Below are 24,209 nucleotides of genomic sequence, written 5' to 3' on the forward strand. Positions count from 1 at the left end.
ACATCTCCCCGGATCAATGGGGGAGCAGTATCAAAGACAATTCTTAACGAAGTCTGAAGGTGACAAAACGGTTCGCATCAGTGGTCTTCTGATTGTCACCTTGCAGGACCGGGGCCAGCCCGGGCGCCGAGACTGCACCCGTATCCGCCCCGGCAACCGGCAGGCTGGTCGACAGGGGTACGCTCTGCGTGACGTTGCTCATCCGGGTGATCTCCACCTGCACCTTGTCCTTGCCGAGCAGGTAGTCGGCCAGCTTCTGCGAAAACGGCCAGTAGTTCAGGTCGGCCGTCAGGGTCAGCGGCCCGACGGCGTCGGCCGGCACCAGGAAGGAGAACTCCCCGATATCGTAGCCCTTGGGCAGAATGCGGTTGTCCGAGAGAATTTGCGTGGCATTCCAGACCTCGACGTCAAGCGGGTTGCCGTCCTTGTCGCCTATGTGCACCTTGAAATTTCGCGTGTTGACTTCGGTCTTGCCGTCCTTGATCGAGCCCAGTCGGTAGATCTCGCGCCCCGTGGCATCCTGCACCCGGAAATCGATCCACATCTCCCGTCCCTCCGGAAAGCCGGTCGGCAGCTTGTGCCCTGCGCCGACATTGGAAACCTTGACGGCGACCGAGGTGTATTGCCCGGCAACGATCGCTGCCGGCAATTGCTCGAAGGTTATTTCCCCCGCGCGCGCGAGCATGTTGCGAGCCCGTTGTGCGCCCTCATCCTGACCGAGATGGTTGAGCATCATCGCGTTAGCCCCGCTGAACCAATGCGAGGCGACCTCCTCGCGATCCGGCCCCATGATCGCGGCCTTACCCTTGAAACCCGGCATGTGGCAGCTCTGGCAGGTGACATCGTTAAGGCTGTAGGTGCTCTCCTGCCATTCGTCATAGGTGCGCTCCACCGCCACGCTGCTGAACGGGTGCGTGACGTTGTGGCAGGTGCCGCAAAAGTCCGAGCGGGTGTGCAAAGCCGAATACACAGTGTCGTGATAAGGCGAGACGGCGTCTTTGCGCGGGCCGAACTTGGTCGGTTTACCGTGTGCCCGAGGGCTCAGAACATAGGCGCCATTGTCCAGGCCCGTGCGGGCACTGATGTTGTGGCAGGTTTCGCAATCGACCCCGGGCATCGGAGTGTTCTTCGCGCTGTCTTCAACCGAGGAGCGGTTGACTTGCGAAGTGATCTGCCCGGTCGTGAGACCGATCGGCGTATGGCAGCCGGTGCAGAAGTTATCGACCTTGCCCTCGGTAGCCGAACTCGCACGCTTGAGCAAGGCCCGATAGATGGGTTCATCCCAGGCCTGGGACATCATCGACGAGCGCCACTGCTTGTAGATCTCCGTATGGCAAGCGCCACAGACCTGGGCATTGTCGAAGTCCTTCACATTCAAGACCAGGTTACCGGTGGTATTGGCCCGGTGAGGGAAGAACGGCATCCCGCCATTCACATGCATGAGCCTGGAGCGTGCTGGCTCCAGCCACTTCTCATTGCTCTGATTGTCATTGCCCTGATTGTTATTGCTCTGCGGTTCGTCGGCTGCCACCAGCGTCACCGTCAGCAGGCAGGCCAGGAAGAACAAAATACGGCGAGCCAGAGGCCTGAGTGCCAGGAACAACGGTATGAACAATGTCGCCAGGGAAATGTTCAAGTCGACAATAGCCAGCTTGACGCCTGGCGGTACGTTGAACATTGCCATGTAAGACCCGGCGCTGATCGTCCAAAGAACAATCAAGGCCGATAGCCCGTGCAGCGCCAACTGTGCACACGTTGATCTGGAGTGGCTCATAGCATTTCCTCTGGACGGTTCGCAGAGGAGGACTGCAGTACTTCTATTGAGTAGCCAAGGGGTATTTCGTGATGCAAACCGATGGTTACATGCAATCACTCAATGGGGTACTTACAGCTCCACAGCTTGCCGCCGCTGCACCTTTCATGAACGGGACAAGCTCACTGAGCAATTACCCTGCCATCGCTGTAACAAAATATGTGCGAGGAGCGAAATGTGCCTGCAAACATTCGTCGAAAGTTGAAATGCCGTGCTGATGCTGGCGTGAATACTGCTGGGGAATTGCGCCCCGTTTGTGGGGACGCTCACACCGAAATCGGGGGCCACTCATCGTCTTGAGTCGATCCCCATTAATCCCTGTCTTTCGTCGTCCGAATGAGATTGCCCCGTAACTTCACGATGGCCTTCTGCATTTGCACGAAGTCGTCGGGATCGAGGCCGGTTTGCGGGAAGCCGTCTTCGCGCAGGCCTTCACGCAGCGTTCGCCCCTCTTTTGTGAGATTGATCCGCACCTGGCGTTCGTCTTCCGGGTCGCGCTGGCGCAGCAGATAACCCATCGCCTCGAGCTTCTTCAGGATCGGCGTGAGGGTGTTGGATTCGAGAAACAACTTTTCGCCAAGGCTGCCGACGGTCTGATTGTCTTCTTCCCACAGCGCGACCAGGGTGATGTATTGCGTGTAGGTCAGGCCGAGCCGTTCGAGCATCGGCTTGTAGGCCTTGCCGAAGGCCAGGTTGGTGGAATAGACGGCAAAACACAGGAAGTCGGAGAGTTTGAGATCCAGGGCGGATGTCTTGTCGGTGTTTTTCATGGACGTTCTCAGGGGTCAGTCTCGCAAGACTGAAACTATACGTCGTACGCGATGGTATCGGAAGTGTGCATAAACACCGACGACCGGCTCACCGGGAAAATCCCCGTTGAGCCGGCCGTGCAGCGGGTCAGGCCGTCAAGACATTGATGTCGACATCAATGTTGCCGCGTGTGGCCTTGGAGTACGGGCAGATTGCATCGGCGTTATGGGCCAGTTCAGTCGCCACCCCATGATCCAGTCCCGGCACGCGCAACGTCAGGCGGGCCTGGAGGAAGTAAGCCGCGCCGGTCTGGCCCAGATCGACTTCAATGTCGACGGCCGTGTCGGTCGGCAGTGTCACCTTCATTTGCTGGGCGGCCAGCCCCACCGCTGCGATGTAGCAGGCCGACCACGCTCCGGCGAACAGTTGCTCGGCTTTCGGGTGCGGCTGGACGGCAGTCAGCACGTGTGCCGGTGTGTCGCTGCCGGGGGACGACAGCACGATGTCGAGGTTGCCGTTATGACCGCGCGACGTATTGCCCGCGCTGTTATGGGTGGTGTGGGTTTTGCCGCTGGCCAGTACTTTTTCGATCTTGCTCATGATGATTCCCTCAGGATTACAATCAGTTAAATTCGTATGCGCTTGCATCGTATGCGATATTGGTGATGCGTCTGCGCGTCACGCCGTGATCACGTTCAGGGCAACATCGATATTGCCGCGTGTCGCTTTGGAGTAAGGGCAGATGGAGTCGGCGATGTGCGCCAGTTCGGTCGCGACATCCTGTGCCAGCCCTGGCACGCGCAGGGTCAGTCGGGCCTGAAGGAAGTAGGCCGGACCAGTCTGGCCCAGGTCCACTTCAATGTCGACGGCCATGTCCGCCGGCAAAACGATATTGCGTTCCTGCGCCACCAGCCCCACTGCTGCGGTGTAGCAGGCCGACCAGGCCCCGGCGAACAGTTGCTCGGCTTTCGGATGCGGCTGTGTGGCGGCAAAGACGTGGGCTGGCTGGGTGGAACCCGGTGACGACAGGACGATATCGAGGTTGCCGTTGTGACCGCCGACACTGCTGCGGGTGGTGTGGGTTTTGCCGGTAGCCAGTACTTTTTCGATTTTGCTCATGGGGATTTCCTCAGGGTTTAAAGTTCGTACGATATTATCGTGTGCGATGCATGTGACATTCAAAAAGACATCGTTCGTCAATTGGCCTGTGCAACGATCCAGTTGTTGCCGTTGTGGCCATGGGAAGCTTGAGCGGTAGCGATCAACAGGGTGCGGCGGCTTCCGGTGTTCATGGCTGAATCTCCAAACGGCAAGGGTTGTCTGTATTTGTTATCGCATTCGACTTGATCGCATGCGATTGATGAATATTCAACCAAAGCCCCAATGATGTCAAAGTTTATTTTATGCCTTGGCGATGAGCGGCAGGTTCGCAGCCGACCGTGCTGCCCTCCCCCTCCCCGAACCAAGGGATGAGCGGACAACATTCGGCATCGGACAAAAAGGTTCTTCACGCATTCCCGGGAACTGCTGGCGATGGACTCAAGTACGCCGCGTTTATCCCGTTAACACGCGTTATCGTTAACGACCATCGCTGGCAAGCCAGCTCCCACAATGGACCGTGCCCACGCTGAAACTGTAGGAGCCAGCCTGCTGGCGATGGATTCCAGCGCGCCGCGTTCATCCAGTTCACACGCGCTATCTTTAGCGACCATCGCTGGCAAGCCAGCTCCTACAGGGGACCGTGCCCACGCTGAAACTGTAGGAGCCAGCTTGCCGGCGATGGACTCCAGTACGCCGCGTTTATCCAGGTCACACGCGTTATCGTTAACGACCATCGCTGGCAGGCCAGCTCCTACAAGGGGCCATGCCCACGCTGAAACTGTAGGAGCCAGCCTGCTGGCGATGGACTCCAGTGCGCCGCGTTTATTCAGTTCACACGCGTTATCGTTAACGACCATCGCTGGCAAGCCAGCTCCCACAAAAGGACCGTGCCCACGCTGAAACTGTAAGAGCCAGCTTGCGACCATCGCTGGCAAGCCAGCGCCTGCAATGCCCCGGAAATGCGTGAAGAACCCGCAAAAAAAACCCCCTCACTGGGAGGGGGTCTGGTGTTTGCAGGGTTCTAACGGTTTAACCCGTCTTCACCTGGACTTTCGTCAGCTCATCGCGCAGGAATTCCAGCGAACAGCCAGGTAGTCTCCTCGGCCGGCGCTGCGGCGTTGCGATTGCGCGCCCATTGGGTCAGCGCCACCATCGTCGCAAAGCCGAGCACGATCAATACCGGATAGGCCATCAGCAACTCGGTCAACGAGTATTTCCAGGCCAGCGGTCGGCCTACACCGAGCATCGCGGCATACAGCCAGGAAACGCCTGACAGTGCACCGGAGAACAGGGCAAACATTCGCACATTGATAGGCAGGTCAAGCAAGGAACCGGCCTTGAGCATGGCGGGCAATACATAGCGGTGCAACAACATGCCGTTGAATGTCAGCAACAAGACGATAATAACTTTGGCTTGAAGTTTCGGGTTGGCAAAATAGGTCATCCCTTTATCAAGATAATCAATGCCTATAATCGCCGCACCGCTGATCCACAAGAATAGCAACGCATTGGAAACAGACTTCTGCAGACTGGCCATATGATCATTATCGTGCCCGGAAGACACACGGCCCTTCAATAAATCCTTGACCATGGCGACATCGCTGGCAAACACCAGGCCAATGGCTACGCAGCAAGCCAACAGGTGTACGTATACAACTCCTAAACGCATAAACTCCATGGATTCTTTCTGGCCGAGCAGGCCGATCATTGTATTAATATCCACGTTTACATCTCCACTTATTGCGGCAGTGTGAATTGACCATGCCCCAGGCACGCGAATTAAATAATCACGCCTGCACAATCAAAGTTCACATTGATTGAAGCAACTAAAATAGTTTGGGTATTACAAGAGAGAGCGACTCGCCCCGCGAGTCAGTGATGACGGCATACTATCACTCCAGGTCTCAGGTAAAAAAAATCCCCATGTGCATTCCATTCAATGCAGATGAGGTATTCGTCCATTTTACTAGGGATTGCAGTGCGAAGCTCAAGGGATCCGCCTGCTGGAAGATCAGAGCCCAGCATATCGCGATCGTTCATTTTTCGAACAGAAACCTCGACAAACGGTACTCCCGACACCCCCCAAAAAGGCCGGTTTCATTGGCTGAAACCACCGTTGCCAAGCGGCTGAATCGTTTCATTTTTTCATGCCGAAAAAAAGCGGATTTCGCGCGGAACTCACACTGTTTGACCCCGCAAACAGCGAATTTCGCCTCGCACGCGGTCACGCCATTCAATGCTGGCAATACAGCATCTCGGAACGGAACTGCTACGCTTGAACAACGGCTTCGACTCTATCCGAAACACCAGTACAGGCGCGCCCTGAAGGCTGATGGAACAGTCGCAATAGCAGATCCTGTGCCCGAGGGAGTCAGCCTTCGTTGAGCAAAGGAGTGGACATGCCCCCCCGTAAAAGCAAGTCTGCCGACGGCCCGGCAAAACAACCGGACGACAGTGCAGACGATTCAGATTTTCTCTCGCGTAAGGAGCGCCTGTTCGCAGGCGAGCAGTTACGCGAACGCTTGCCCCATTCGGTTCACGGCGAATGGAAACCGCCGGGCAAACACCGCGACCCTATCGAACGCCTCGAAGAATCCAACCGCTATCGACTGCCCAACCTGGTGCCGCTGCGCTACGGACGCATGCTGCGCAGCCCGTTCACCTTTTTACGCGGCTCTGCGGGTTTGATGGCCCATGACCTGGCCACTACCCCAAACACAGGCATTGAGGTGCAGGCCTGCGGGGACTGTCACCTGATGAACTTCGGATTGTTCGCGACACCTGAGCGCAATCTGATTTTTGATATCAACGATTTCGACGAAACACTCCCTGCCCCCTGGGAATGGGATGTCAAACGCCTGGCAATCAGCTTTGTCGTGGCGGCACGCGATAACCGGCTCACCGATAAAGAGGCACGGGGCATTGCCGTCAAATGCGTTTGTGCTTACCGCGAGGGCCTGCGCAAGTTCTCGAAAATGGGCCCGCTGGAGGTCTGGTATGACCGTCTGGATGCCCAAGCGATCATCGACATGGCGCCCAATGCCCAGATCAGGAAAATTCGCGAGCAAGTGGTGGCAAAGGCGAAAATGCGTCTGGGGGATTACCTCTACCCCAAGATCAGCAGCGAAGTCGGCGGGCGACGGCGACTGATCGATCAACCGCCGCTGCTTTTTCATGTGTATGAAAAGGGCTTCAAGCAGCGAGTGCGAATCGCCCTGCAGGATTATCGTTTGTCGCTGCCCCATGAACGACGCGTGCTCTTCGATCGGTACCGCCTCGAAGACGTTGCCGTCAAGGCTGTCGGCATCGGCAGCGTGGGCACCTACTGTTTCGTCGGCCTGTTCTTTTCTGCAGAAAACCACCCCTTGCTCCTGCAGTTCAAGGAAGCCTGCCCCTCGGTATTGGCGCCTTATGCAGGCGACAGCGAATACGAAAACCAGGGGCAGCGTGTGGTCACGGGGCAACGGCTGATGCAGTCCTCCAGCGACATCTTTCTGGGCTGGACACGCGGACAAAATGGCCGGCATTTCTTTGTACGCCAGTTGCGCGACATGAAAATGTCAGCCCCCATCGAAGGCATTTGCGCCGCAAGAATGAAGATGTACGCCGAGTGGTGCGGGCATACCCTGGCCCGTGCCCATGCCAAATCCGGAGATGCCGCGCTCATCAGTGGCTACCTGGGCAAGACGGACTCCTTCGACCAGGCCATCGGCAAATTTTCCATTGCCTACGCCAATCAAAATGCGAAAGACCATGCCACGCTGCTGGCGGCAGAAAAGTCAGGGCGGATCCATGCACTCAGGGAAGAAGAGTGATGAGGCCGAACCATCGCGTTGATGTGTCTCGCTCGAGGTTGCCGCCCCCAACCTGAATCGAGGTTCCTGGGCGCGGTGGGCCTGGTTTTCTCAAGCCAGCAACTGGTTGATCCACCGCACCTGGCGCGCGATGTCCTGCACCTTTTCCTCAGGCACGGCCCGCTGCGCCCCGGCAAATTGGCTCAGGGTCTTCTGCTTCTGGCGCAGTTTGCGCTGCCACTTGACCAGGAACGCCGGGCTGCGGGCCTGCATCTGCAACGGGCCGAAGTACAACTCTTCTGCGGTGTAGATCACCGGCCCTGCGCGCTCGGCGACGATGATTTCGTAGTCGAAACGATTTTCCCGCAGCACTTCCTCGCAGAGGATGCGATAGCCATTTTCCATCAGCCACAGGCGCAGAGGCTGTTCCCCGCCGTTGGGTTGCAGGATCAGGCGCTCCTGCCCGCTCAGGTACGCCTTGCCGCTCTCGAGGATGTCGCGGATCGTTTCGCCGCCCATGCCGCAGAGGCTGATCGCCGTGATCCCGTCCCCAGGCAGGATTGCCGCCAGGCCGTTGGCCAGGCGCACGCTGATCCGTTGCTCCAGATCGTTGTCGTGCACGGTGCGTTCGGCCGCGCGGAACGGCGTCAACGCCACCTCCCCGGCCACCGCCGCCGTGATGGCGCCACGGCGCATCAACGCCACCGGCAGGTAGCCGTGATCCGAGCCGATATCGGCCAGGCGTGCACCGGCCGGCACATGCGCCGCCACGCGTTCCAGGCGCATGGACAATGTCTGTTCGTTCAACTGCGGCCCCTTCTCACCACGAACGTCCGGAGCCTTTGCCCGGATCGGGGCGCGATTGTGTCGGGCAATGCCGTGCATTTCAAATTTATGCGACCACGGCCACAGCTCCCTTCACGCGATCACGCCCGCATACACCGACCTGTCGACGTTTCCACCGGACAGAATCACCCCCACCTTTTTTCCCGACATGGCTTCACGCTCGGCAATGAGCGCCGCCAGCGCCGCCGCACCGGCCCCTTCCGCCAGGTTGTGGGTATCGGTGTAATACACGCGCATGGCCTCGGCTATCTGCGCGTCACTGACCGCAACGATCCGCGCCGCACCTGCGGCATAGACGGCAAAGGCTTCAGGTATTGGCTTGCGTACGGCCAGACCGTCGGCAAAGGTGGTCGCCGAGGCCGTTTCGCACAGCGCTCCGGTATCGAACGATAACTGCGCGGCCGCCGCCTCTGTGGAAACCACGCCCACCACCCGGGTGTCCAGGCCCAGTGCATCGCGGGCGGCGATCACGCCACAAATCCCCGATCCACAGCCAATCGGTACATAGACGGTGTCCAGATCCGGCACGGCGTTGAACAACTCCAGCGCATAGGTGGCGACGCCCTTGACCAGCTCGGTGTGAAACGGCGGCACCAGGAACAGGTCATTCTCCTGGGCAAGGCGTGCCGCCTCTTCGCGGGCATCATCGAAATCGCGGCCATACTCGACCACTTCAGCGCCAAAGCCGCGCATGGCGTTGTTCTTTTCGACCGAGTTGCCTTGCGGCACGACGATCAGCGCCCGCAAGCCCAGTGCGCCAGCCGCCAGTGCAAGGCTCTGACCATGGTTGCCGCGGGTCGCGCTGACAATGCCCTTCACGCCCGGATGCTCGCGTTTGAGCCAGTGCATGAACGTGATGCCGCCGCGCACTTTGAAAGCACCGGTAGGCGTGTGATTTTCGTGCTTGACCCACACCGTGCAACCCAACCGCCTGGCCAGCAAGGGCCAAGGGTACTGGGCGGTGGCGGGCATGACCTGGTACACGTTACGTGCGGCCTGTTCGATGTCGTCGCGAGTCAGTGTGTGCATGAGTGGTCTCCCCGGGATTTTTTCCCAGTCTGAACAGGGGCGCAGTACGCAGGCTTTCAAAAAACCGACCTGACTTTTGTGTCCCCTCTTCACTACTATGGTGCTCATGAGCCATCGAAACCGTCTGCATCCACCCCTGCTGTCCGAACCGGTCCGCCGTATCGAGGCCGGCCCCTGGGCGATTGAATTGCTCCCCGGCTGCGCCTACGCGACCCGATACGTAGCGACCCAGGCGGGAATCGGCTTTGCCTTCGACAGCCAGCGAGGCCTGCACGCGATCGGCAGCGACCGGGTACAACCCTTCGATGCCATGCCCAACGGCCTGGCGTTCGTTCCGGTCGGGTGTGACGTGTTGTCCGAATCGCCCAAGGGGGGTGAATATCTGCGGGTGATACGCACTGACGGTATGGCACTGGAGGGCAATCGCGCTTTCAACAATCGCATCGACCGGCAGGCCACGGCCCTCGCATGGCGCATGCGCGCCGCGCTGTTGCACCCTGGCGTGGAGGACGATTGGGAGGCCTGGGCACTGGCATTGTCCGAGCGCGCGACGGCTGGTGAAGCCGTGTCGACACCGCCCCATGGCTCGATAACCGGCAGCCGGATGCGCTTGCTCGATGAGTTCATTGACGCGGGCCTCGATGGCCCGTTGAGCGTACCGGCGATGGCGGGCCTGCTCGGCTTGTCCGAAGGCTATTTCATGCGGGCCTTCAAAAACGCCACCGGCAAAAGCCCCCATGCTTACCTGATCGACCGACGCCTCGCCAGGGCCCGCGCCCTGATGCGTGACTCGACCGCCACGCTGGCTGAAATCGCCTACGCCTGCGGTTTCAATTCCCAGGCGCACATGGCGACCACCTTCAGGCAACGCCTTGGCGTGAGTCCGGTGCAATTGCGTCAACAATGAAACGACAGGAAAATCAGCGGTCGCGTGCGGGCAGCATGCCCTTGAGCACATCATCCTTTTCAACGAAGTGATGCTTGAGCGCAACCAGCAGATGGCCACCGACCAGCGCACCGCACAACCACGACATGTTGGTGTGAACCGCCTTTGCCAGATCGTACAGGCTCTGATCCGGGTCAACGATCGGCGGGAGCATGAACAGCGCAGCCACCATGACGGGTTTGTCGGCGACCGAGCTCCAGTACCAGCCGGACAACGGCAGCCCGATCAAGGCCATGGCGTACAGCAGCACATGCCCGACCAGCGCACCACGCTTCATCGTCGGGCCCATCGAGTCGGGTAACGCCGGTGCCGCGTGACTCAATCGCCAGGCGATACGCACGACAATGAGAAACAGCAGCGTGCTGGCCATCGCCTTGTGCACGTAGGTGAGTTCATGGTGGGCATTGAATTCGTCGCGCCAATGCGTCGCCACAATTCCAATGACCCAGGCACCCAGCCAGACCAGGGCCATGCCCCAATGCAGCCACTTGGCTGTACCGGTATAACTTCCTTCCTTCGCCATCACGCTGTCCTGCCCGTCACTTTAGAGGGCGGATTATCGCGACAGGGTGTTATCGGAAAAACCGTGAAATGTTGCTTAAACATATCGAGATGTTCGATGTAGCTCGTGTTTCGCCTTCGATCGTAGAGGCCGAAATCGACCCCATGTGGCCGGTGGTCGTTGCGTGTCGATTGTCGCCGGCGTTTGACTAAGCTTACTGAATCAGGGCGACCTGAAACCCGGGGACTGCGGACATCAACGGATCTGTATTGCATCAAGACGGTACTCTCAAAGGAGACGACCATGTATGCGGTGATAAGAACCTACCTGGGTGCTGGAGCCAAGCAGCTATTCGAGCTTATGGAAGAGCGCAACGTCGACATCGAAGCGACCTTGCGCACAGTACCTGGCCTTGTCAGCTACACACTGTTGAATACGGGTGATGGTGGTACTTCGATCACTGTGTGCACGGACAAGGCCGGCAGTGATGCGAGCCTGAAAGTTGCGCGTGAGTGGATTCAGAAAAACACTTCGCATATTCATGCGAACCCGCCGATCGTGACGGAAGGTCCGGTCATTGTGCAAATTAACTAGCGACCGGTCCGCAGGGTGGCGAGTGCTATACTTTTTTTCAGATTGCATGAAGTGTGCAACGTTCCCCACGGTTCAGGCACCGACTGCAAATCCAGGTTAATCGCTGCCGGACAAAGGAGGTCTACAGCAAACTCGAGTCGGGAGGTGTGGCATGAATCGGCACTATTACATCAGTGACAATCTCAACGATCTTGAAAGCGTTGAATATGAACTCGAAGCCAGCGGCATCAACTCTGAACAGATTCATGTGCTCAGTGAAAAAGTTGCTGATGTCGAACAACATCACCTCCACGAGGTTAACTCGTTATTGGAACAGGATGCTGTTCACTCAGGCGAGATTGGCGCGGTGATCGGTTTGCCCCTGGCGGCACTGGTTCTGGGTGGCGCCTATTGGATGGGCTGGACCGAATCCGCCGCAGGCTGGATGCCGTTTATCTTCCTTTCCATTGTCATTTTGGGCTTTTGCATCTGGGAAGGCGGTTTTTTCGGCTTCCAGGTGACGAACACTCACTTCCGCAATTTCAAACAGCTGGTAACCGAGGGCAAACATATCTTCTTCGTCGATGTTGAGCCCAACCAGGAATCGGTACTGGATCAGGTCATCAGACAACATCCACAGTTGGAGATAGCCGGCACTGGCGCGGCAGCCCCCCATTGGACAGTGGCCTGGCAGCACAAATGGCATCAGTTCAAGCGAGTGATATCGGGTTAGCGCCTGGCGACTCAAGGCCATCCGCACACGGCTTACTTGCCAAAGAAAATGACCCGGCTGAGGAAAATATAGTCAGCCTCGGTGGCCATAAGTCCGACGAGCACCAGCAAACACAAAGGTGGCACCAATATGGCGTAGACCATAGCCAACCGCTCCCAGGCCATATGCATGAAGATGGAGACAATTAAACCTGCCTTCAACAACATGAAAGTGATAATCAGGGACCACCGAAGGTAGCCATGGAAGTGGAAATAGTCGACCAGGTACGACAGCGTGCTGAGGACGAATAACAGCCCCCAGATTTTAAGGTACAAACTGATTGGATGTTGCTGACCCTGAGCATGTGCCATCACCCGTGCTCCTCTACCATAAATAGAAGAAAGCAAAAATAAACACCCACACCAAATCCACGAAGTGCCAGTAAAGCCCGGCTATCTCGACGTTCTGGTAGTTTCCGGAGCGTTCATAATCTCCGCGCAAAACTTTCAGCGCCACAATGCTGAGGTAGATGGCGCCGATTGACACATGCAGTCCGTGAAAACCGGTAATCATGAAGAAGCTGGCACCAAATTGCGCCGCCCCCATGGGGTTCCCCCACGGACGCACGCCTTCTGCGATGAGCTTGCTCCATTCAAATGCCTGCATGCCGACGAAAGTCACACCCAAGGCAGCGGTCGCCAGCATCAGGGCAGTCGTTTTCGTACGATCACGGCGATAGGCGAAGTTAACGGCCATGGCCATGGTGCCGCTGCTACTGATCAGCACAAAGGTCATGATGGCGATCAGAATAAGCGGGATTTCCCTTCCTCCGATCGTCAAGGCAAACACTTCACTCGGGTTCGGCCAGGCCGTGGTGATGGTCATGCGTACTGACATGTAGCCGGTTAAAAAACAGGTGAATATAAACGTATCGCTGAGCAGGAATATCCACATCATCGCCTTGCCCCAGGGCACCTGCTTGAAGGCCTCTTTGTCCGAGGACCAGTCGCTGGCGATGCCTTGCCATCCCGGCGCAGTTGGCGAACCTGGGGGATTGGATGAACCAGTCTCGGCTTGGACTTGGGTTTGGGCTTGCGGATGCAATGCCATGGCTTTTCACCTCAGGCCGCAGAATCTGGCGATGGCTTCATAGGTTTGCGGCGTGCTGGCCAGCAGAGCGAACAGCACGAACCAGAGTCCCAGCAAGTAATGCCAATAGATGGCACAGAGGTCTACGCTGGCGCTCAATTGCGCCACGGGCACATGGCGTAGAAATTTGGCGACGATCCAGCACCAGGCGATCAGCCCGCCCAGCAGGTGGAGCCCATGCAGCCCGGTCAACAGATAGAAAAAACTGTTGGCCGGATTGCTGGCGACAAAGTAGCCCCAGGCGACAAACTGCTGCCAGACCCAGAGTTGCCCCGCCAGAAAGGCAATTGCAAAGATGCCCCCCAATGCAAAACCCATCACGGTTGCGCCCAGTCGAGCCTGTCGGGCGGCCATGCGCGACCACTGCAGTGCGATGCAACTCAATAGAAGAAAAGCCGAATTCAGCCATAGCGGCCGCAGATTGCTTAACGGCGCCAAAGGCTCTGTCAGAGGTAGCCAGTCGGCCATTTGTGAACGGGCAACAAAGGCGATCAGGAACAGGAAGAACAACGAGCTCACCACCACCAGAAACAAGCGCAAGCCCACTCTTGCGATTTGACGTCTATTGGCACCCTCGGCGTCGTGAACGCCCTCAGGGTCGCGATTCCAACTGCCGCCGGGGTCAGCGCCGTCGGCGTTTCTCAATAGCAGCCTGTTCATGTCTTGACGTCCGCTTTCCAGGTTCCGGCACTGAGTTGCCGCATGTGCTCCAACTCCTCGGCGGAGACCGTTTGCGGCACGAAATCCTGCTCTATCCCCGGCACGCTGTAGTCATAGGCCCAGCGATGCACGACCGGCAATTTCTCTCCCCAGTTACCATGTATCGGCGGGGTGTTCGGCGTTTGCCATTCCAGGCTGGCCCCGCCCCAGGGATTACTGCCGGCGGGCTTGCCCTTGAATGCACTCCAGGCCATGTTGAACACGAACAGTAATTGGGAAACCCCGACAGTCAATGCGACCACCGTAATGAAGGCATTCAGCTCTTGCGCCGACTGCGGGATGAACGCGTAGTTTTCATAGGCGTAGTAACGGCGAGGCATGCCCTGGAAACCCAGGTAGTGCATGGGGAAGAAGATGGCGTAGGTGCCCAGAAAGGTAATCCAGAAATGCAGCTTGCCCAGGGTGTCGTTGTACATGCGCCCGGTGACTTTCGGATACCAGTGATAGATACCGCCGAACACCACCAGTACCGGTGCGACCCCCATGACCATATGAAAATGGGCGACGACGAAATAGGTGTCCGAGAGCGGTATATCCACGATCACATTGCCGAGAAACAACCCGGTCAGACCGCCGACCAGGAAGGTGACGATAAAGGCCAGGGCAAACAGCATCGGCACGGTCAGATGGATGTCGCCGCGCCACAGGGTCAGTACCCAGTTATAGACTTTCAGCGCGGTCGGCACCGCAATGATCAAGGTGCTGACGGCGAAAAAAAAGCCAAAGTACGGATTCATTCCGCTGACATACATATGGTGCGCCCAGACCACAAAACTCAGTACCCCGATCGCAATAATGGCCCACACCATCATTCGGTAACCGAAGATGTTTTTACGCGCATGGGTGCTGATCAGGTCGGAGACCAGGCCAAATGCAGGGAGAGCGACGATGTAGACTTCCGGGTGGCCGAAAAACCAGAACAAGTGCTGGAACAATATCGGGCTGCCACCCTGGTGATCGAGTTGCTGCCCCAGCGAGACCATCGCCGGCATGAAGAAGCTGGTGCCCAACAGCTTGTCAAACAGCATCATGACCGCGCTGACGAACAACGCCGGGAAGGCCAGCAAGGCCATGATCGAGGCCATGAAGATGCCCCACACCGAGAGCGGCATGCGAAACAAAGTCATGCCGTGCGTGCGCGCCTGCAACACCGTGGTGACGTAGTTCAACCCGCCCATGGTGGCGGCGACGATAAAAATCGCCAGTGAGACGAGCATCAGGACAATGCCCCACTCGACTCCCGGTGTCCCCTGGGCGATGGACTGTGGCGGATAGAGCGTCCAGCCGGCACCCGTGGGGCCGCCCGGGACGAAAAAACTGCTGAGCAACACCACTACCGCCACCAGGTAAAACCAGTAGCTGAGCATGTTGACATAGGGGAAGACCATGTCGCGGGCGCCCACCATCAGCGGGATCAGATAGTTGCCGAAGCCCCCCAGAAACAAGGCCGTCAGCAAGTAAATGACCATGATCATGCCGTGCATGGTCATCGCCTGATAGTAAGTACTGGCATCCATGAACGCCAAACTGCCGGGGAAGCCTATCTGCATGCGCATCAAGTCGGACAACACCACCGCGACAAGCCCCACGAACAGAGCCGTCAAGGAATATTGAATGGCTATGACCTTGTGGTCCTGACTCCAGATGTATTTGGTCAGGAAGCTTTTGGGCTCGTGCAGTGCTTCTGTTTCGGCTTGTTCCGCATAGGCCATCACGTCATCCTCGTTCCGAAGTTTCAGTGTGTTTCTGGCTGCTTTACGGCTACTTCCCTGGCTCCGCCTTGGTCGCATCAGCGTCAGTATTCGCTTTGGATTTGATAAAAGCGATCAGTGCACTCAGTTCCTTGTCACTCGGCGCCAGGGTCGGCATGACGGCTGGATAGCCCTTGACGATTTTGGCATTGGGATGAAGAACCGATTCTTTCAAATAGCCCTCATCGACCTTTACGCCCGTATCGTCGGCAAGGGTTTCTGTCTTGCCATACAGCCCCTGCCAGCTGGGGCCGACGCCCTTGTTGCCATCGACACTGTGGCAGGCCAGACAGCCAAGCGACCCGGCCACTCGCTGCCCCTGCGCCACCAGGTCTTCACCCGGGCTCGACGCTTCGCCGGTCGAAGGTTGATCGTCTTGCCGGGCAGCACCCAGTGATTTGATCAGGGCGATGACAGCACCCAGTTCGTCGTCCTTGAGAGTATAGGCCACCATCACCGGCGGGTAGCCCTGTACCAGTCGAGCCTTCGGATCGAGAATCGACTCTTTCAGGTAGGCCTCGTCGACCAGCACGCTGGTGCCATCGGCAAGCTGTTCAGTGCGGCCGTACAGCCCCTTCCATCCCGGGCCGAGACTGGCACTGCCATCCTGGCTATGGCAGGCCTTGCAGCCTAGCTGTTCGACCAACTGGCGGCCTTTTTCCAGCACGCTGTCGCCACCGGGTTTGGCAGCTGTGGTCAATGTCTGCGCAAAAGTCGGTTGGCCTTTCAGCCATTGATCGAAGACGGCTTGCTCTTCCACGATCATATGGCCGCGCATGTTGTAATGACCTACGCCACAAAATTCAGCGCATAGGACTTCGTATTTTCCGGTTTTAGTCGGCGTAAACCAGAAGTACGACACCATCCCTGGCACCATATCCATCTTGCTGCGAATTTGCGGTACATAGAAATCGTGCAGGACATCTTTGGAGCGTAATAAAACTTTCACCGGCCGATCGAGCGGAAGGCGAACTTCATTATTCATGACAAGCACATCGTCCTGGCCTGCTGGATCCTTGGGATCAAGGCCGAGGGGATTGGTGGAGTCGACAAACTTGATATCCGACTTGCCCAGCTTTGCGTCTTGCCCGGCAAAACGATAGGCCCACTGCCACTGCTGGCCGACCACTTCAAGTTCGTAGGCATTTTTCGGCACCCGGATGAAATCGTTGTAGACAACCAGACCTGGCGCCAACATCCCGGCGATACCTGCCGAGGTAACGATGATCAGCCATGTTTCCAGTTTTTTGTTTTCCGGCTGGTAGGCCGCCCTGGCACCCACCTTGTGACGATATCGAATCAGCGCTACCGCCATGAATCCCGTGATGGCAATGAAAAATATTCCGCTGATGATCAGGGTGATGAACAGGGTGGTGTCTATGGATCCCCAGTTGGAAGCGGCCGGTGTCGCATGCCAGGGCGCCAGTATGTGGAATAGCACGGATGCAATAACGATGAGTATCAAGACAATTGCTATTGCCATTTGCTCTTCATCCTATTCCTGTTGTTCATTGGTTATGCAATAAGCATCGCCACTGACGTCCAAGCAGGGCCGACAAATACCACCCGTCCGGGCGTTAAAGTCAGTAAGAAGTATAGAGCGATCGGCTTGTAACGTGAGGCCGGCAAGTGAGTTCCGGTTGCCAGCTATACTTGAGTGCTGATGACGGATGGCAGAGTTCGGCACCGCAAAGTTCGAACCCTGCCCTTGTCGAGTCGTCAAACAAATGTGGTGACATTGAGCAGGGACGACAGCCACACAGTCCAGCAATCCACTTGGGAGGTTTCGTCATGAGTGCCCTGACGATCGAAGGCTGGTGCAAAACCAGCGGCGACCAAAAGTCCACCCCGATGGGGGAAGTCCATTTCAACGTCGACGGACCTCTCCATCTCCGTCTGGAACAGGCCGAAGAGCGCCTGCAGAAGAGCCACGAGCGTGAAGCCATGGTCGATGTCGATATGGACTCGATGGATTTGAAAATGCCCGAGGGATTCGCGCCCTTGTCCGACTGTCAGATGCGTGTCTATCTGCACCACGAACGCGGTCAGTTTCATATGGTCGGGCATCGTGCGAGCGATGGCAGCCTGATTTATACCAACGCGGTGCTGATCGATCAGTTGCTGGATTAGCGGCGAGAGATTCGCTGCATCGATCGTTCTGTGCGGTGCTGAAAACTCACTGATCGCTGAGCCGGACACCCGGAGCCTCAAGACCTGGCGTACCGCAATGCGTGCCCGCTAGTCCTCGAAACGCCCCGTGGAATCCCGATCGCGCTCGTAGCGTCGTGTGAGCGCAAACGCCGGCAGCCAGGCCTCACGACGCACGAGCCAGCTCTCATAGGTTGGCGTCAGTTGATCCGGGGCATCCAGCGACCCGAGGTTCACTTCGATTTCGTCTGCACTGCGCGCGAACACGGACGAACCGCAGTGCGGACAGAAATGCCGCCCGGCGTAGTCACGTGTTTCGCCTTCGATCGTCACGGCATCCTGATGAAATATCGCGGAGGCGTGAAACAGCGCCCCATGATGCTTGCGGCAGTCGAGACAGTGACAAACGCCAACCCGGAACGGGCGCCCCGATGCAACAAGGCGCACCTTGCCGCACAAACAACCGCCGGTGAATCGGTCCATGGGGTATCTCCTCCAGGCCGTCCGAAACGGCGTATCAGCGTGGAAACAGGAACGTCACGGCGGCGCGAAAGCCCCAGCCTTGCGGGCCGTCTTCCGGGCTGTCGAGCCAGTAGCGCGGGCCGGCCTGCACCGTCAGCGGTTGACCGCCGATCTTCAACAATTGGGTGACCGTGAGGTTGACCGGTACCGACCATTCCCGCGATTGCCAGTTGTAGGTTGACTCGGTGTTGACCCCGTAGGTCGTGAGCGTATGGGTGGTGTACGAGAGGAAGGGTTGAAGGAAGGTCTGGTTGACCTTTTCCTTGTCGTCCGGCGGGCTGTCGTCCAGGCCCCAGATATGGTTGGCCAGAATGCCGCGGGTCCAGCCATTGGACTGTTTCAACGCCACCCCCGTCGGGCCGAGGCCCCATTGCTCGCTGCCGAGCAATTCGTCACTGCCGGTCGGTATCAGCAACGCCGGGCCGGCACCGAGTATCCAGCCACTTGCCGTCGGCTTGGTCGGCGAGAAGAAAAAACTCTGGGTGATATCGCCGGTGCCGGTTTTGTCCGCCGCGCCATTGGGGGCCAGGCCGTGCTGGTCGATGATCGGCAGAATGGTGCGAGAGATGAGATTCCAGTCCTCGTTCAGGGCAAACGGCAGCACCGGCTGGATATTGGTCACGCTGTGCATGCCCTCCCCGGTCGGCCCCATTTTCTGGTCCCAGTTGTACTGTACCGGCAGGCTGTACATCGCGGCGACCGGGTTGAGGGCTTTTTTTGCCAACTCTGCCGAATCCTCGGCCTGAGCCATTGGGATGCAACCCAACGCAACGACGAGTGTCGACGCGCTACCCATCCACCCTGCTTTCAAATCCATCTCGCTCACCTGTCGTTGTCAAAAACCGGCGTTGCAAAGGGTTAGCGTAGGCAACTGTGATCGATGTGCAACCCGGCCCTGCCCCTCGCTGGCCGTGTGTTTAACGGTTTTTGAGAGTTTTTGATTCGGATTATCCCGCTGCGGCAGGCAGCATTCGGCCCGCATTGACCGGCGTGCAAACACCTGTACCCGAATGACAACTTTCATCACGTGAGAACCGAACACATGGGCATGTCGAATAAATGGATTGCGGGTATTGCTTTGAGCTGTGTATTTCAGGTCGGCTGTGTCTCGAAAGTGGCGCAACAGGAGCAATACTCGGGCTTCCTGGGCAACTACCAGGGCCTGGAGGAGCAAACGACACCGAGTGAACAGAAGGTCCTGCGCTGGGTATCGCCGGGGTTCGATCCTCGCGCCTACTCCACTGTAGTGTTCAGGCAGATGGAGCTGTATCCGGCGCCGAAGCCGACCGCGCGCGTCAGCCTGAAGACCCTGCAAGACCTGCAATTGATGGCCAGCAACAGCGTCAAGCTCGCCTTTTCCCGCCGCTATGCGATCGTCCCTTATCCACAACTGGCACCGACCGATTCGCGATCGCTGATCCTGCAAGCGGCTATCACTCACGTCAGCGCCAACAACGAAGGCATGCACTGGTATGAGGCCGTGCCGATCGGCGCCATTGTCGGGGCAACACAAGCAGCCACCGGGCATCGGGATCAGACTGCCGAGATGTACATCGAAGCCAACCTGATCGATGCCAAGACCGGTTTGCCGGTCGCGAAGATGGTTCGCAAGGTGTTTGGCGCGACACTCGACAATGCCCAACAGCCGGTGCTTGCCAGTGACTTCAAGGTCGCGCTCAAAAGCATGACAGACGATATGCAGGCCCTGCTCCTCAAGCACTGATGCCCGGATAAACCCCATTGCACGCAGACTGGCATGGGGTTTCAACCGCGCTTGTTCCTTGACAAACCGTCAGCCGTATCGACGCCTGACGTGAGACCCCATCATGAAAATACTGGCCCATACCCTGGCGGTGCTCATGCTGTTGCTGAGCACCAGCGCCCTGGCAGTGACGGTGATCCCCCTCAAAGGTCAGACTTCCCAGGCCATCGCGCAGGACACCAGTGCCTGCCAATCCCAGGCCAACGCACAACATCCGGTACAAAGCACCGTGCCATCCGGTGGTCGGGCAAAGGGCGCCGCAACCGCCGCCGTAGCCGGGGCGACCGCGGCTGAGGTCCGGGGCCGCCAACATGAAAACGTCTATGACCAGATCGACGACGACACCCGGCAAGACTATCGCCAGAACCACGCGCGCAGTGCCGCGGCGGCCGGCGCCGTCGTCGGGGCTTCCAGGCAACGCCAGGCGCGCCGGCAGAATAATGCGGCGAGCGAGCAAAGCGTCACCGCCAACAATTCCGTCTATAGCAGTTGCCTGCAGCAGCGTGGCTACGATGTCTTGCCTTGATCGGCGGTGACAATGACCTGAAACATTGGCCGACCTTCCTCACCATGACTCAACGAACCGATCGAATTTGAGGGCTTCACCGATGCGCCTTGCAGGTGTTCCTGTCGTGATCCTCGCTTACTGGCTCCTGGCCGGTTGCGCCGCCTCCCCTAACAACCCGACTTCATCGTTGCAAACGGACAAATCGCCCGAGCAGTATGTCGACTGCCTAGTACCGAAGTTGAAGGACAACGCGATGAGCCCGGTCGTATCCGGGAGCGAACGCAGTTACCGGGTTGTCGTTTCAAGCAAAGTTGCCGTAGACACCGTGCTGGAAACCCACAGGGCACAGGATGGGGGCAAGGTGTATCTGTACGAGCGCCAATTGTTGGCCTCGGCCTTCAGGCCATCGAGCATCGAGCGTGCCGCGCAGGAATGCCTCTAACGCCGATATACCCCGCAAAAAAGGTTCTTCACGCAATCCCGGGAGCCTGTAGGAGCCAGCCTGCTGGCGATGGACTCCAGTGCGCCGCGTTCATCCAGGTCACACGCGTTATCGTTAACGACCATCGCTGGCAGGCCAGCTCCTACAGTGGCCCCGCGTTCATCCAGATCACACGCGTTATCGTTAACGACCATCGCTGGCAAGCCAGCTCCTGCAATTTCCCGGGCTCGCGTGAAAAAAACCAAAAAAAACCCCGCGTCCTCCATGAAGGGCGCGGGGCAAATGCCGTTGAACGAGAGGTGAGGATCGTTTACGCCGCGTCAGGCAACGCATGAACGCGATGAGTGTCAACGCTCCTCGAGATCCATTAAAAGCGCTAACGAGCCTGGTTCAAAGCTAATTGGAATCAAAAATAATCTGCAGTTGACCGTGCGCACAAACAACAATCATTGACTTGTATTGTGAAAACACTCGACCCGTTCAGGAGCAACTAATGCCTGCCTGGACAGCGCAGGCAATCCTCTCGGACCCTGGCTACGCGCAACTCACCCGCCAGAGCTTGCAGTTTTCGGATAGCGCAGAACATCCATTCAAAGCATTATTCATGCTGTCAAAATCAAAAACCGTGGGTCATCCAGCAATGCTTTTCCTTCGTTTGATTCAACTGATACCTCTGACAGGCAGGGCTGTTTACCGCACTGCGCGCTCCTGAGTCGAGCCGGTCCCGCATCGTAAAGGCGACACAGCGCGCCTTGCGCCTGGCCCTCATCTTTTTCACCTCCCAGTCCAGAATGTACCGAGCCAACTCCGGCCCCTATACTCAGGCCAGTACGCCTGATCGGAAGATTTCTATGAGCTACACCTTCAAGTTGAAAAATGGCGCCGTGGCGATATTCGACCCGGACAGCGCCATGCTCACCCTTACAACCCCCCATGGAGATGTACAGAATTCCACGCTAGGCAGAGCCGAGTCGCGTCTATTGGACCTGCTGCTCATGGAACCAGGAGTCACCAAAAGCCGCGATGAAATCATCGACTACACCTGGAATGACCGCGTGGTTGCCTCCGGCAGTTTGAATCAAACCGTTTTCTCACTACGAAACATTTTGAATGACAGTCGGGATCACGAGATCCTGATGACTGTTCCTCGCCGGGGATATTGCTTCAACCGGCACTTTGTAGTCGATGCAGCAGCAGACGCACCGGCACCTTCAGAAGAAGCTGTGCAGCCACCCGCAGCCACTCCTGGACAACGACCGCAGCCAGATAGCGATGAGTCGCTGGCGCCCTCGAGTAAAACCGAAAAACCCACCCGCATTACCAAGGCCCAACTGATCGCCTATATCGTTACCTTGGCAGTCGTTGCCTTGACTGTCTTTCAGTTCGACTTCGACGCACCAAAAATTGAAATTTCCAGCGTCGACAAGAATGGACTGATCATCCACGCCGTAGGCAATGATCTTGCCGAGGCACAAGCGTTGATGGAGCTGTCGGCCAAACAATCAGAACAGCTTCCACCCAACCTGAAGGGTCAAGTCTGGATCAACCTGTATAAAACCAATTATTCCGTTTCGTGCATTCGCCCGGATCTAAGCACTGCAAATTTACAATTAAACAGCAGCGAAAGAGACCTCGCCATGATGATTCGTCAATGCTTGGAAGTCACCTTATGAAGTTTGAAATTCCGCAAACGGTTCACTGGCCGATTATAGCCTTGATCAATGCACTCTGCATTTTCTCCTTTTTTTATTCTCCTTCGCACTACATGGAAAATACCAGTTATCAAACAAAAGCCAGGCAATGGCTGGAAGATCTCAATCAACTCAACACCGAAGAATATCTCACTATCGGGCATGGCCGACTCACCGGGACCACGCTGGAAAGCCTGAATGGGAAAATCCGTAATGCAACCCTATCGGCAAATATAATCAGAGAAAGCAAAACGCAGGTACAGATCAAAATCAGTAACGTCAAACTCAGCCAGGACAATGAACTCTTTGCCATTGAAAAGACCCCTGACCTGTTCTTCAGACGCCAATACGTCTTGCAAGAAGGCGCCATCCTGAACTACGAATTGATTCCGACGCAGAACAAAAACACCGTGTGTTTTTACATACATGATCTTGGCCGTTTGCGCTGCATGAACCATTGATTGACTCAACACCCACCTGGCACAGGCTCACATCAAAGATTACTCCTGATAAAAATAACAGTTATTGAGTTGAATCAGATGGCGTCCCGGAAAAAAATCCCCCGCCAATAATCTCTGGAATCGAGCCTGCTTGATTCTCGTCCGGGACAATGCCCTACACAGGGGAATCAAGTGAAAACAATGCATTTCCTGCGAAGCAATAAATCGACGACCTTCGGATGCCTGGCGGTTCTATTACTGTCTGCCCTGCCATTTTGTTCGTTAGCGAACGACGAGCACTCCGTCGAAAGCACGACCATTGAATATTATGAAATTCAAACAAACCCGGATGACACTCAGAAACTATCGCATCTGAAAATCCATAGTGAGAATGAGTATCATACGGACGATCAGGATAGTGATTCAGCCCTCTCTCCTCCGCCACAAAGTGAGACCGGAATGAGTTACGCCACCTCGCTCATATTACTTTGAACAGCGCGGTATTTGCCATCGCAAGCGGCGATTGGCCTCTTCTGACGACCTGGCAAATATGAGTTATTGACTTTGGAAGGCGCAGTCGGGGTGAGATTATTCGCAGACCAAGTCGTGGCAGAGATGCAGCTGACACTAGGTTCTGCCTGAATAAACTGTAAATAAGGAAATCGCCTCGATGCTACTGAAAAACTTCGTCACCGTGTCGTTTGGTTTATTGCTTTCTCTCAAGGCCATGGCCGACGACAAGGGTATCTACAGTGCAAAATTGACGAGTGTCGAAACCAACAAGAAGGCTCCGGATTCTGTGAAAACTGGCTATGAGGTAAAAACGGGTTACCGTATTGACGACTTTTATTCCTTTACAGCGGCAGCCATTGACCCGATGAACCCCCCATCGAAAATCTTCAGTCCGATGGTTGACTCGCGCAACGTACAGCAGCTGGACGACTCACCATCGCACAGCAATTACGCATTTTCAGCGGAACTGGAAATAATCCGGGGGCTCTGACAAGCCT

27 protein-coding genes are annotated in these 24,209 nt (G+C 57.0%); 12 read left to right on the plus strand and 15 right to left on the minus strand.

Annotated elements, in window-relative coordinates; genetic code table 11:
• Positions 1–43: 43 nt before the first annotated feature.
• The 5 genes from CD175_RS06440 to CD175_RS06465 all read right to left on the minus strand — a co-directional run bounded on the left by CD175_RS06440 (position 44) and on the right by CD175_RS06465 (position 5,372).
• Complete coding sequence (locus CD175_RS06440) at positions 44–1,774, minus strand: multiheme c-type cytochrome (protein WP_104448182.1); 1,731 nt, start codon at positions 1,772–1,774, stop codon at positions 44–46.
• 350 nt (positions 1,775–2,124) lie between these two features.
• Complete coding sequence (locus CD175_RS06445; RefSeq protein WP_007979155.1) at positions 2,125–2,583, minus strand: MarR family winged helix-turn-helix transcriptional regulator; 459 nt, start codon at positions 2,581–2,583, stop codon at positions 2,125–2,127.
• Positions 2,584–2,710: 127 nt separating this feature from the next.
• Positions 2,711–3,163 carry an Ohr family peroxiredoxin gene (locus CD175_RS06450; protein ID WP_007997893.1) on the minus strand — a complete coding sequence of 151 codons (453 nt, stop codon included), beginning with the start codon at positions 3,161–3,163 and terminating at the stop codon, positions 2,711–2,713.
• Between the two features lie 78 nt (positions 3,164–3,241).
• A complete protein-coding gene (locus tag CD175_RS06455; RefSeq protein WP_104448183.1) occupies positions 3,242–3,682 on the minus strand; it encodes an Ohr family peroxiredoxin in 441 nt (146 codons plus the stop codon).
• 1,042 nt (positions 3,683–4,724) lie between these two features.
• Positions 4,725–5,372 (minus strand): hypothetical protein, encoded by a 648-nt coding sequence (locus CD175_RS06465; protein ID WP_104448185.1) that lies wholly within the window; start codon positions 5,370–5,372, stop codon positions 4,725–4,727.
• 934 nt (positions 5,373–6,306) lie between these two features.
• Here CD175_RS06465 and CD175_RS06470 point away from each other — a divergent pair.
• Entirely contained in the window at positions 6,307–7,479 is a 1,173-nt protein-coding gene (locus CD175_RS06470; protein WP_420849099.1) for a DUF2252 domain-containing protein, read from the plus strand.
• A gap of 90 nt (positions 7,480–7,569) precedes the next feature.
• On the opposite strand, the gene CD175_RS06475 is transcribed toward CD175_RS06470, so the two are convergent.
• Positions 7,570–8,265, minus strand: coding sequence for a tRNA (adenine(22)-N(1))-methyltransferase (locus tag CD175_RS06475; protein WP_338066203.1), 696 nt, complete (start codon positions 8,263–8,265; stop codon positions 7,570–7,572).
• 111 nt (positions 8,266–8,376) lie between these two features.
• Positions 8,377–9,333: a threonine dehydratase gene (locus tag CD175_RS06480; RefSeq protein ID WP_104448188.1), complete on the minus strand. Its 957-nt coding sequence runs from the start codon at positions 9,331–9,333 to the stop codon at positions 8,377–8,379.
• A 97-nt stretch (positions 9,334–9,430) separates the two neighbouring features.
• On the opposite strand from CD175_RS06480, the gene CD175_RS06485 reads away from it, so the two are divergent.
• Entirely contained in the window at positions 9,431–10,240 is an 810-nt protein-coding gene (locus CD175_RS06485) for a helix-turn-helix transcriptional regulator (protein WP_104448189.1), read from the plus strand.
• 13 nt (positions 10,241–10,253) lie between these two features.
• On the opposite strand, the gene CD175_RS06490 is transcribed toward CD175_RS06485, so the two are convergent.
• Complete coding sequence (locus CD175_RS06490; RefSeq protein WP_104448190.1) at positions 10,254–10,802, minus strand: cytochrome b; 549 nt, start codon at positions 10,800–10,802, stop codon at positions 10,254–10,256.
• A gap of 282 nt (positions 10,803–11,084) precedes the next feature.
• On the opposite strand from CD175_RS06490, the gene CD175_RS06495 reads away from it, so the two are divergent.
• Positions 11,085–11,375, plus strand: coding sequence for a hypothetical protein (locus CD175_RS06495; RefSeq protein ID WP_104448191.1), 291 nt, complete (start codon positions 11,085–11,087; stop codon positions 11,373–11,375).
• Between the two features lie 151 nt (positions 11,376–11,526).
• Complete coding sequence (locus tag CD175_RS06500) at positions 11,527–12,087, plus strand: hypothetical protein (protein WP_104448192.1); 561 nt, start codon at positions 11,527–11,529, stop codon at positions 12,085–12,087.
• Positions 12,088–12,119: 32 nt separating this feature from the next.
• Here the strand turns inward: CD175_RS06500 and CD175_RS06505 are convergent, their stop codons facing one another.
• The 5 genes from CD175_RS06505 to CD175_RS06525 are packed head-to-tail and all read right to left on the minus strand — an operon-like array spanning position 12,120 to position 17,169.
• Positions 12,120–12,437, minus strand: a complete 318-nt coding sequence (locus CD175_RS06505) for a cytochrome C oxidase subunit IV family protein (protein WP_104448193.1) — start codon at positions 12,435–12,437, stop codon at positions 12,120–12,122.
• A gap of 13 nt (positions 12,438–12,450) precedes the next feature.
• Positions 12,451–13,176, minus strand: coding sequence for a heme-copper oxidase subunit III family protein (locus CD175_RS06510; protein ID WP_104448194.1), 726 nt, complete (start codon positions 13,174–13,176; stop codon positions 12,451–12,453).
• A 6-nt stretch (positions 13,177–13,182) separates the two neighbouring features.
• Positions 13,183–13,875 (minus strand): cytochrome c oxidase subunit 3, encoded by a 693-nt coding sequence (locus CD175_RS06515; RefSeq protein WP_104448195.1) that lies wholly within the window; start codon positions 13,873–13,875, stop codon positions 13,183–13,185.
• Positions 13,872–15,647, minus strand: a complete 1,776-nt coding sequence (gene ctaD, locus CD175_RS06520; RefSeq protein ID WP_104448196.1) for a cytochrome c oxidase subunit I — start codon at positions 15,645–15,647, stop codon at positions 13,872–13,874. Before ctaD ends, CD175_RS06515 begins: the two co-directional genes overlap by 4 nt.
• 49 nt (positions 15,648–15,696) lie before the next feature.
• The gene (locus CD175_RS06525) at positions 15,697–17,169 is read right to left on the minus strand and encodes a cytochrome c oxidase subunit II (RefSeq protein ID WP_104448197.1); all 1,473 of its coding nucleotides are present in this window, start codon (positions 17,167–17,169) and stop codon (positions 15,697–15,699) included.
• 308 nt (positions 17,170–17,477) lie between these two features.
• On the opposite strand from CD175_RS06525, the gene CD175_RS06530 reads away from it, so the two are divergent.
• On the plus strand, positions 17,478–17,816 hold the full coding sequence (locus tag CD175_RS06530) for a hypothetical protein (protein ID WP_104448198.1): 339 nt from the start codon (positions 17,478–17,480) through the stop codon (positions 17,814–17,816).
• A 108-nt stretch (positions 17,817–17,924) separates the two neighbouring features.
• On the opposite strand, the gene CD175_RS06535 is transcribed toward CD175_RS06530, so the two are convergent.
• Together CD175_RS06535 and CD175_RS06540 are read right to left on the minus strand one after the other, a co-directional pair.
• Complete coding sequence (locus CD175_RS06535; protein ID WP_104448199.1) at positions 17,925–18,317, minus strand: GFA family protein; 393 nt, start codon at positions 18,315–18,317, stop codon at positions 17,925–17,927.
• Between the two features lie 34 nt (positions 18,318–18,351).
• Positions 18,352–19,173, minus strand: coding sequence for a hypothetical protein (locus tag CD175_RS06540; RefSeq protein ID WP_104448200.1), 822 nt, complete (start codon positions 19,171–19,173; stop codon positions 18,352–18,354).
• A 225-nt stretch (positions 19,174–19,398) separates the two neighbouring features.
• Between CD175_RS06540 and CD175_RS06545 the strand changes: the two genes are divergently transcribed.
• The 7 genes from CD175_RS06545 (at position 19,399) to CD175_RS06585 (ending at position 24,202) form a co-directional block, all read left to right on the plus strand.
• Entirely contained in the window at positions 19,399–20,079 is a 681-nt protein-coding gene (locus tag CD175_RS06545; protein ID WP_104448201.1) for a DUF3313 domain-containing protein, read from the plus strand.
• Positions 20,080–20,182: 103 nt separating this feature from the next.
• On the plus strand, positions 20,183–20,644 hold the full coding sequence (locus CD175_RS06550) for a hypothetical protein (RefSeq protein ID WP_104448202.1): 462 nt from the start codon (positions 20,183–20,185) through the stop codon (positions 20,642–20,644).
• Positions 20,645–20,726: 82 nt separating this feature from the next.
• Complete coding sequence (locus tag CD175_RS06555; protein ID WP_104448203.1) at positions 20,727–21,068, plus strand: hypothetical protein; 342 nt, start codon at positions 20,727–20,729, stop codon at positions 21,066–21,068.
• A gap of 493 nt (positions 21,069–21,561) precedes the next feature.
• A complete protein-coding gene (locus CD175_RS06565; protein ID WP_104448205.1) occupies positions 21,562–21,780 on the plus strand; it encodes a hypothetical protein in 219 nt (72 codons plus the stop codon).
• A gap of 139 nt (positions 21,781–21,919) precedes the next feature.
• Positions 21,920–22,741: a transcriptional regulator gene (locus CD175_RS06570; protein ID WP_104448827.1), complete on the plus strand. Its 822-nt coding sequence runs from the start codon at positions 21,920–21,922 to the stop codon at positions 22,739–22,741.
• A complete protein-coding gene (locus tag CD175_RS06575; RefSeq protein WP_104448206.1) occupies positions 22,738–23,220 on the plus strand; it encodes a hypothetical protein in 483 nt (160 codons plus the stop codon). Before CD175_RS06570 ends, CD175_RS06575 begins: the two co-directional genes overlap by 4 nt.
• A gap of 649 nt (positions 23,221–23,869) precedes the next feature.
• Entirely contained in the window at positions 23,870–24,202 is a 333-nt protein-coding gene (locus CD175_RS06585) for a hypothetical protein (protein WP_104448208.1), read from the plus strand.
• Positions 24,203–24,209 lie beyond the last annotated feature (7 nt).

Origin of the sequence: Pseudomonas laurylsulfatiphila (assembly GCF_002934665.1) — a bacterium.
Lineage (GTDB): Bacteria > Pseudomonadota > Gammaproteobacteria > Pseudomonadales > Pseudomonadaceae > Aquipseudomonas > Aquipseudomonas laurylsulfatiphila.

Excerpts from the sequence above, each read along its gene's own strand:
- ctaD (WP_104448196.1), bottom strand. The coding sequence starts at position 15,647 with ATGGCCTATGCGGAACAAGCCGAAACAGAAGCACTGCACGAGCCCAAA.
- CD175_RS06485 (WP_104448189.1), top strand. The coding sequence starts at position 9,431 with ATGGTGCTCATGAGCCATCGAAACCGTCTGCATCCACCCCTGCTGTCC.
- CD175_RS06540 (WP_104448200.1), bottom strand. The coding sequence starts at position 19,173 with ATGGATTTGAAAGCAGGGTGGATGGGTAGCGCGTCGACACTCGTCGTT.
- CD175_RS06535 (WP_104448199.1), bottom strand. The coding sequence starts at position 18,317 with ATGGACCGATTCACCGGCGGTTGTTTGTGCGGCAAGGTGCGCCTTGTT.
- CD175_RS06450 (WP_007997893.1), bottom strand. The coding sequence starts at position 3,163 with ATGAGCAAGATCGAAAAAGTACTGGCCAGCGGCAAAACCCACACCACC.
- CD175_RS06455 (WP_104448183.1), bottom strand. The coding sequence starts at position 3,682 with ATGAGCAAAATCGAAAAAGTACTGGCTACCGGCAAAACCCACACCACC.
- CD175_RS06550 (WP_104448202.1), top strand. The coding sequence starts at position 20,183 with ATGAAAATACTGGCCCATACCCTGGCGGTGCTCATGCTGTTGCTGAGC.
- CD175_RS06500 (WP_104448192.1), top strand. The coding sequence starts at position 11,527 with ATGAATCGGCACTATTACATCAGTGACAATCTCAACGATCTTGAAAGC.
- CD175_RS06490 (WP_104448190.1), bottom strand. The coding sequence starts at position 10,802 with ATGGCGAAGGAAGGAAGTTATACCGGTACAGCCAAGTGGCTGCATTGG.
- CD175_RS06440 (WP_104448182.1), bottom strand. The coding sequence starts at position 1,774 with ATGAGCCACTCCAGATCAACGTGTGCACAGTTGGCGCTGCACGGGCTA.
- CD175_RS06465 (WP_104448185.1), bottom strand. The coding sequence starts at position 5,372 with ATGATCGGCCTGCTCGGCCAGAAAGAATCCATGGAGTTTATGCGTTTA.
- CD175_RS06555 (WP_104448203.1), top strand. The coding sequence starts at position 20,727 with ATGCGCCTTGCAGGTGTTCCTGTCGTGATCCTCGCTTACTGGCTCCTG.
- CD175_RS06585 (WP_104448208.1), top strand. The coding sequence starts at position 23,870 with ATGCTACTGAAAAACTTCGTCACCGTGTCGTTTGGTTTATTGCTTTCT.
- CD175_RS06445 (WP_007979155.1), bottom strand. The coding sequence starts at position 2,583 with ATGAAAAACACCGACAAGACATCCGCCCTGGATCTCAAACTCTCCGAC.
- CD175_RS06515 (WP_104448195.1), bottom strand. The coding sequence starts at position 13,875 with ATGAACAGGCTGCTATTGAGAAACGCCGACGGCGCTGACCCCGGCGGC.
- CD175_RS06480 (WP_104448188.1), bottom strand. The coding sequence starts at position 9,333 with ATGCACACACTGACTCGCGACGACATCGAACAGGCCGCACGTAACGTG.
- CD175_RS06530 (WP_104448198.1), top strand. The coding sequence starts at position 17,478 with ATGAGTGCCCTGACGATCGAAGGCTGGTGCAAAACCAGCGGCGACCAA.
- CD175_RS06510 (WP_104448194.1), bottom strand. The coding sequence starts at position 13,176 with ATGGCATTGCATCCGCAAGCCCAAACCCAAGTCCAAGCCGAGACTGGT.
- CD175_RS06570 (WP_104448827.1), top strand. The coding sequence starts at position 21,920 with ATGAGCTACACCTTCAAGTTGAAAAATGGCGCCGTGGCGATATTCGAC.
- CD175_RS06505 (WP_104448193.1), bottom strand. The coding sequence starts at position 12,437 with ATGGCACATGCTCAGGGTCAGCAACATCCAATCAGTTTGTACCTTAAA.
- CD175_RS06525 (WP_104448197.1), bottom strand. The coding sequence starts at position 17,169 with ATGGCAATAGCAATTGTCTTGATACTCATCGTTATTGCATCCGTGCTA.
- CD175_RS06470 (WP_420849099.1), top strand. The coding sequence starts at position 6,307 with ATGCTGCGCAGCCCGTTCACCTTTTTACGCGGCTCTGCGGGTTTGATG.
- CD175_RS06545 (WP_104448201.1), top strand. The coding sequence starts at position 19,399 with ATGGGCATGTCGAATAAATGGATTGCGGGTATTGCTTTGAGCTGTGTA.
- CD175_RS06565 (WP_104448205.1), top strand. The coding sequence starts at position 21,562 with ATGCCTGCCTGGACAGCGCAGGCAATCCTCTCGGACCCTGGCTACGCG.
- CD175_RS06575 (WP_104448206.1), top strand. The coding sequence starts at position 22,738 with ATGAAGTTTGAAATTCCGCAAACGGTTCACTGGCCGATTATAGCCTTG.
- CD175_RS06495 (WP_104448191.1), top strand. The coding sequence starts at position 11,085 with ATGTATGCGGTGATAAGAACCTACCTGGGTGCTGGAGCCAAGCAGCTA.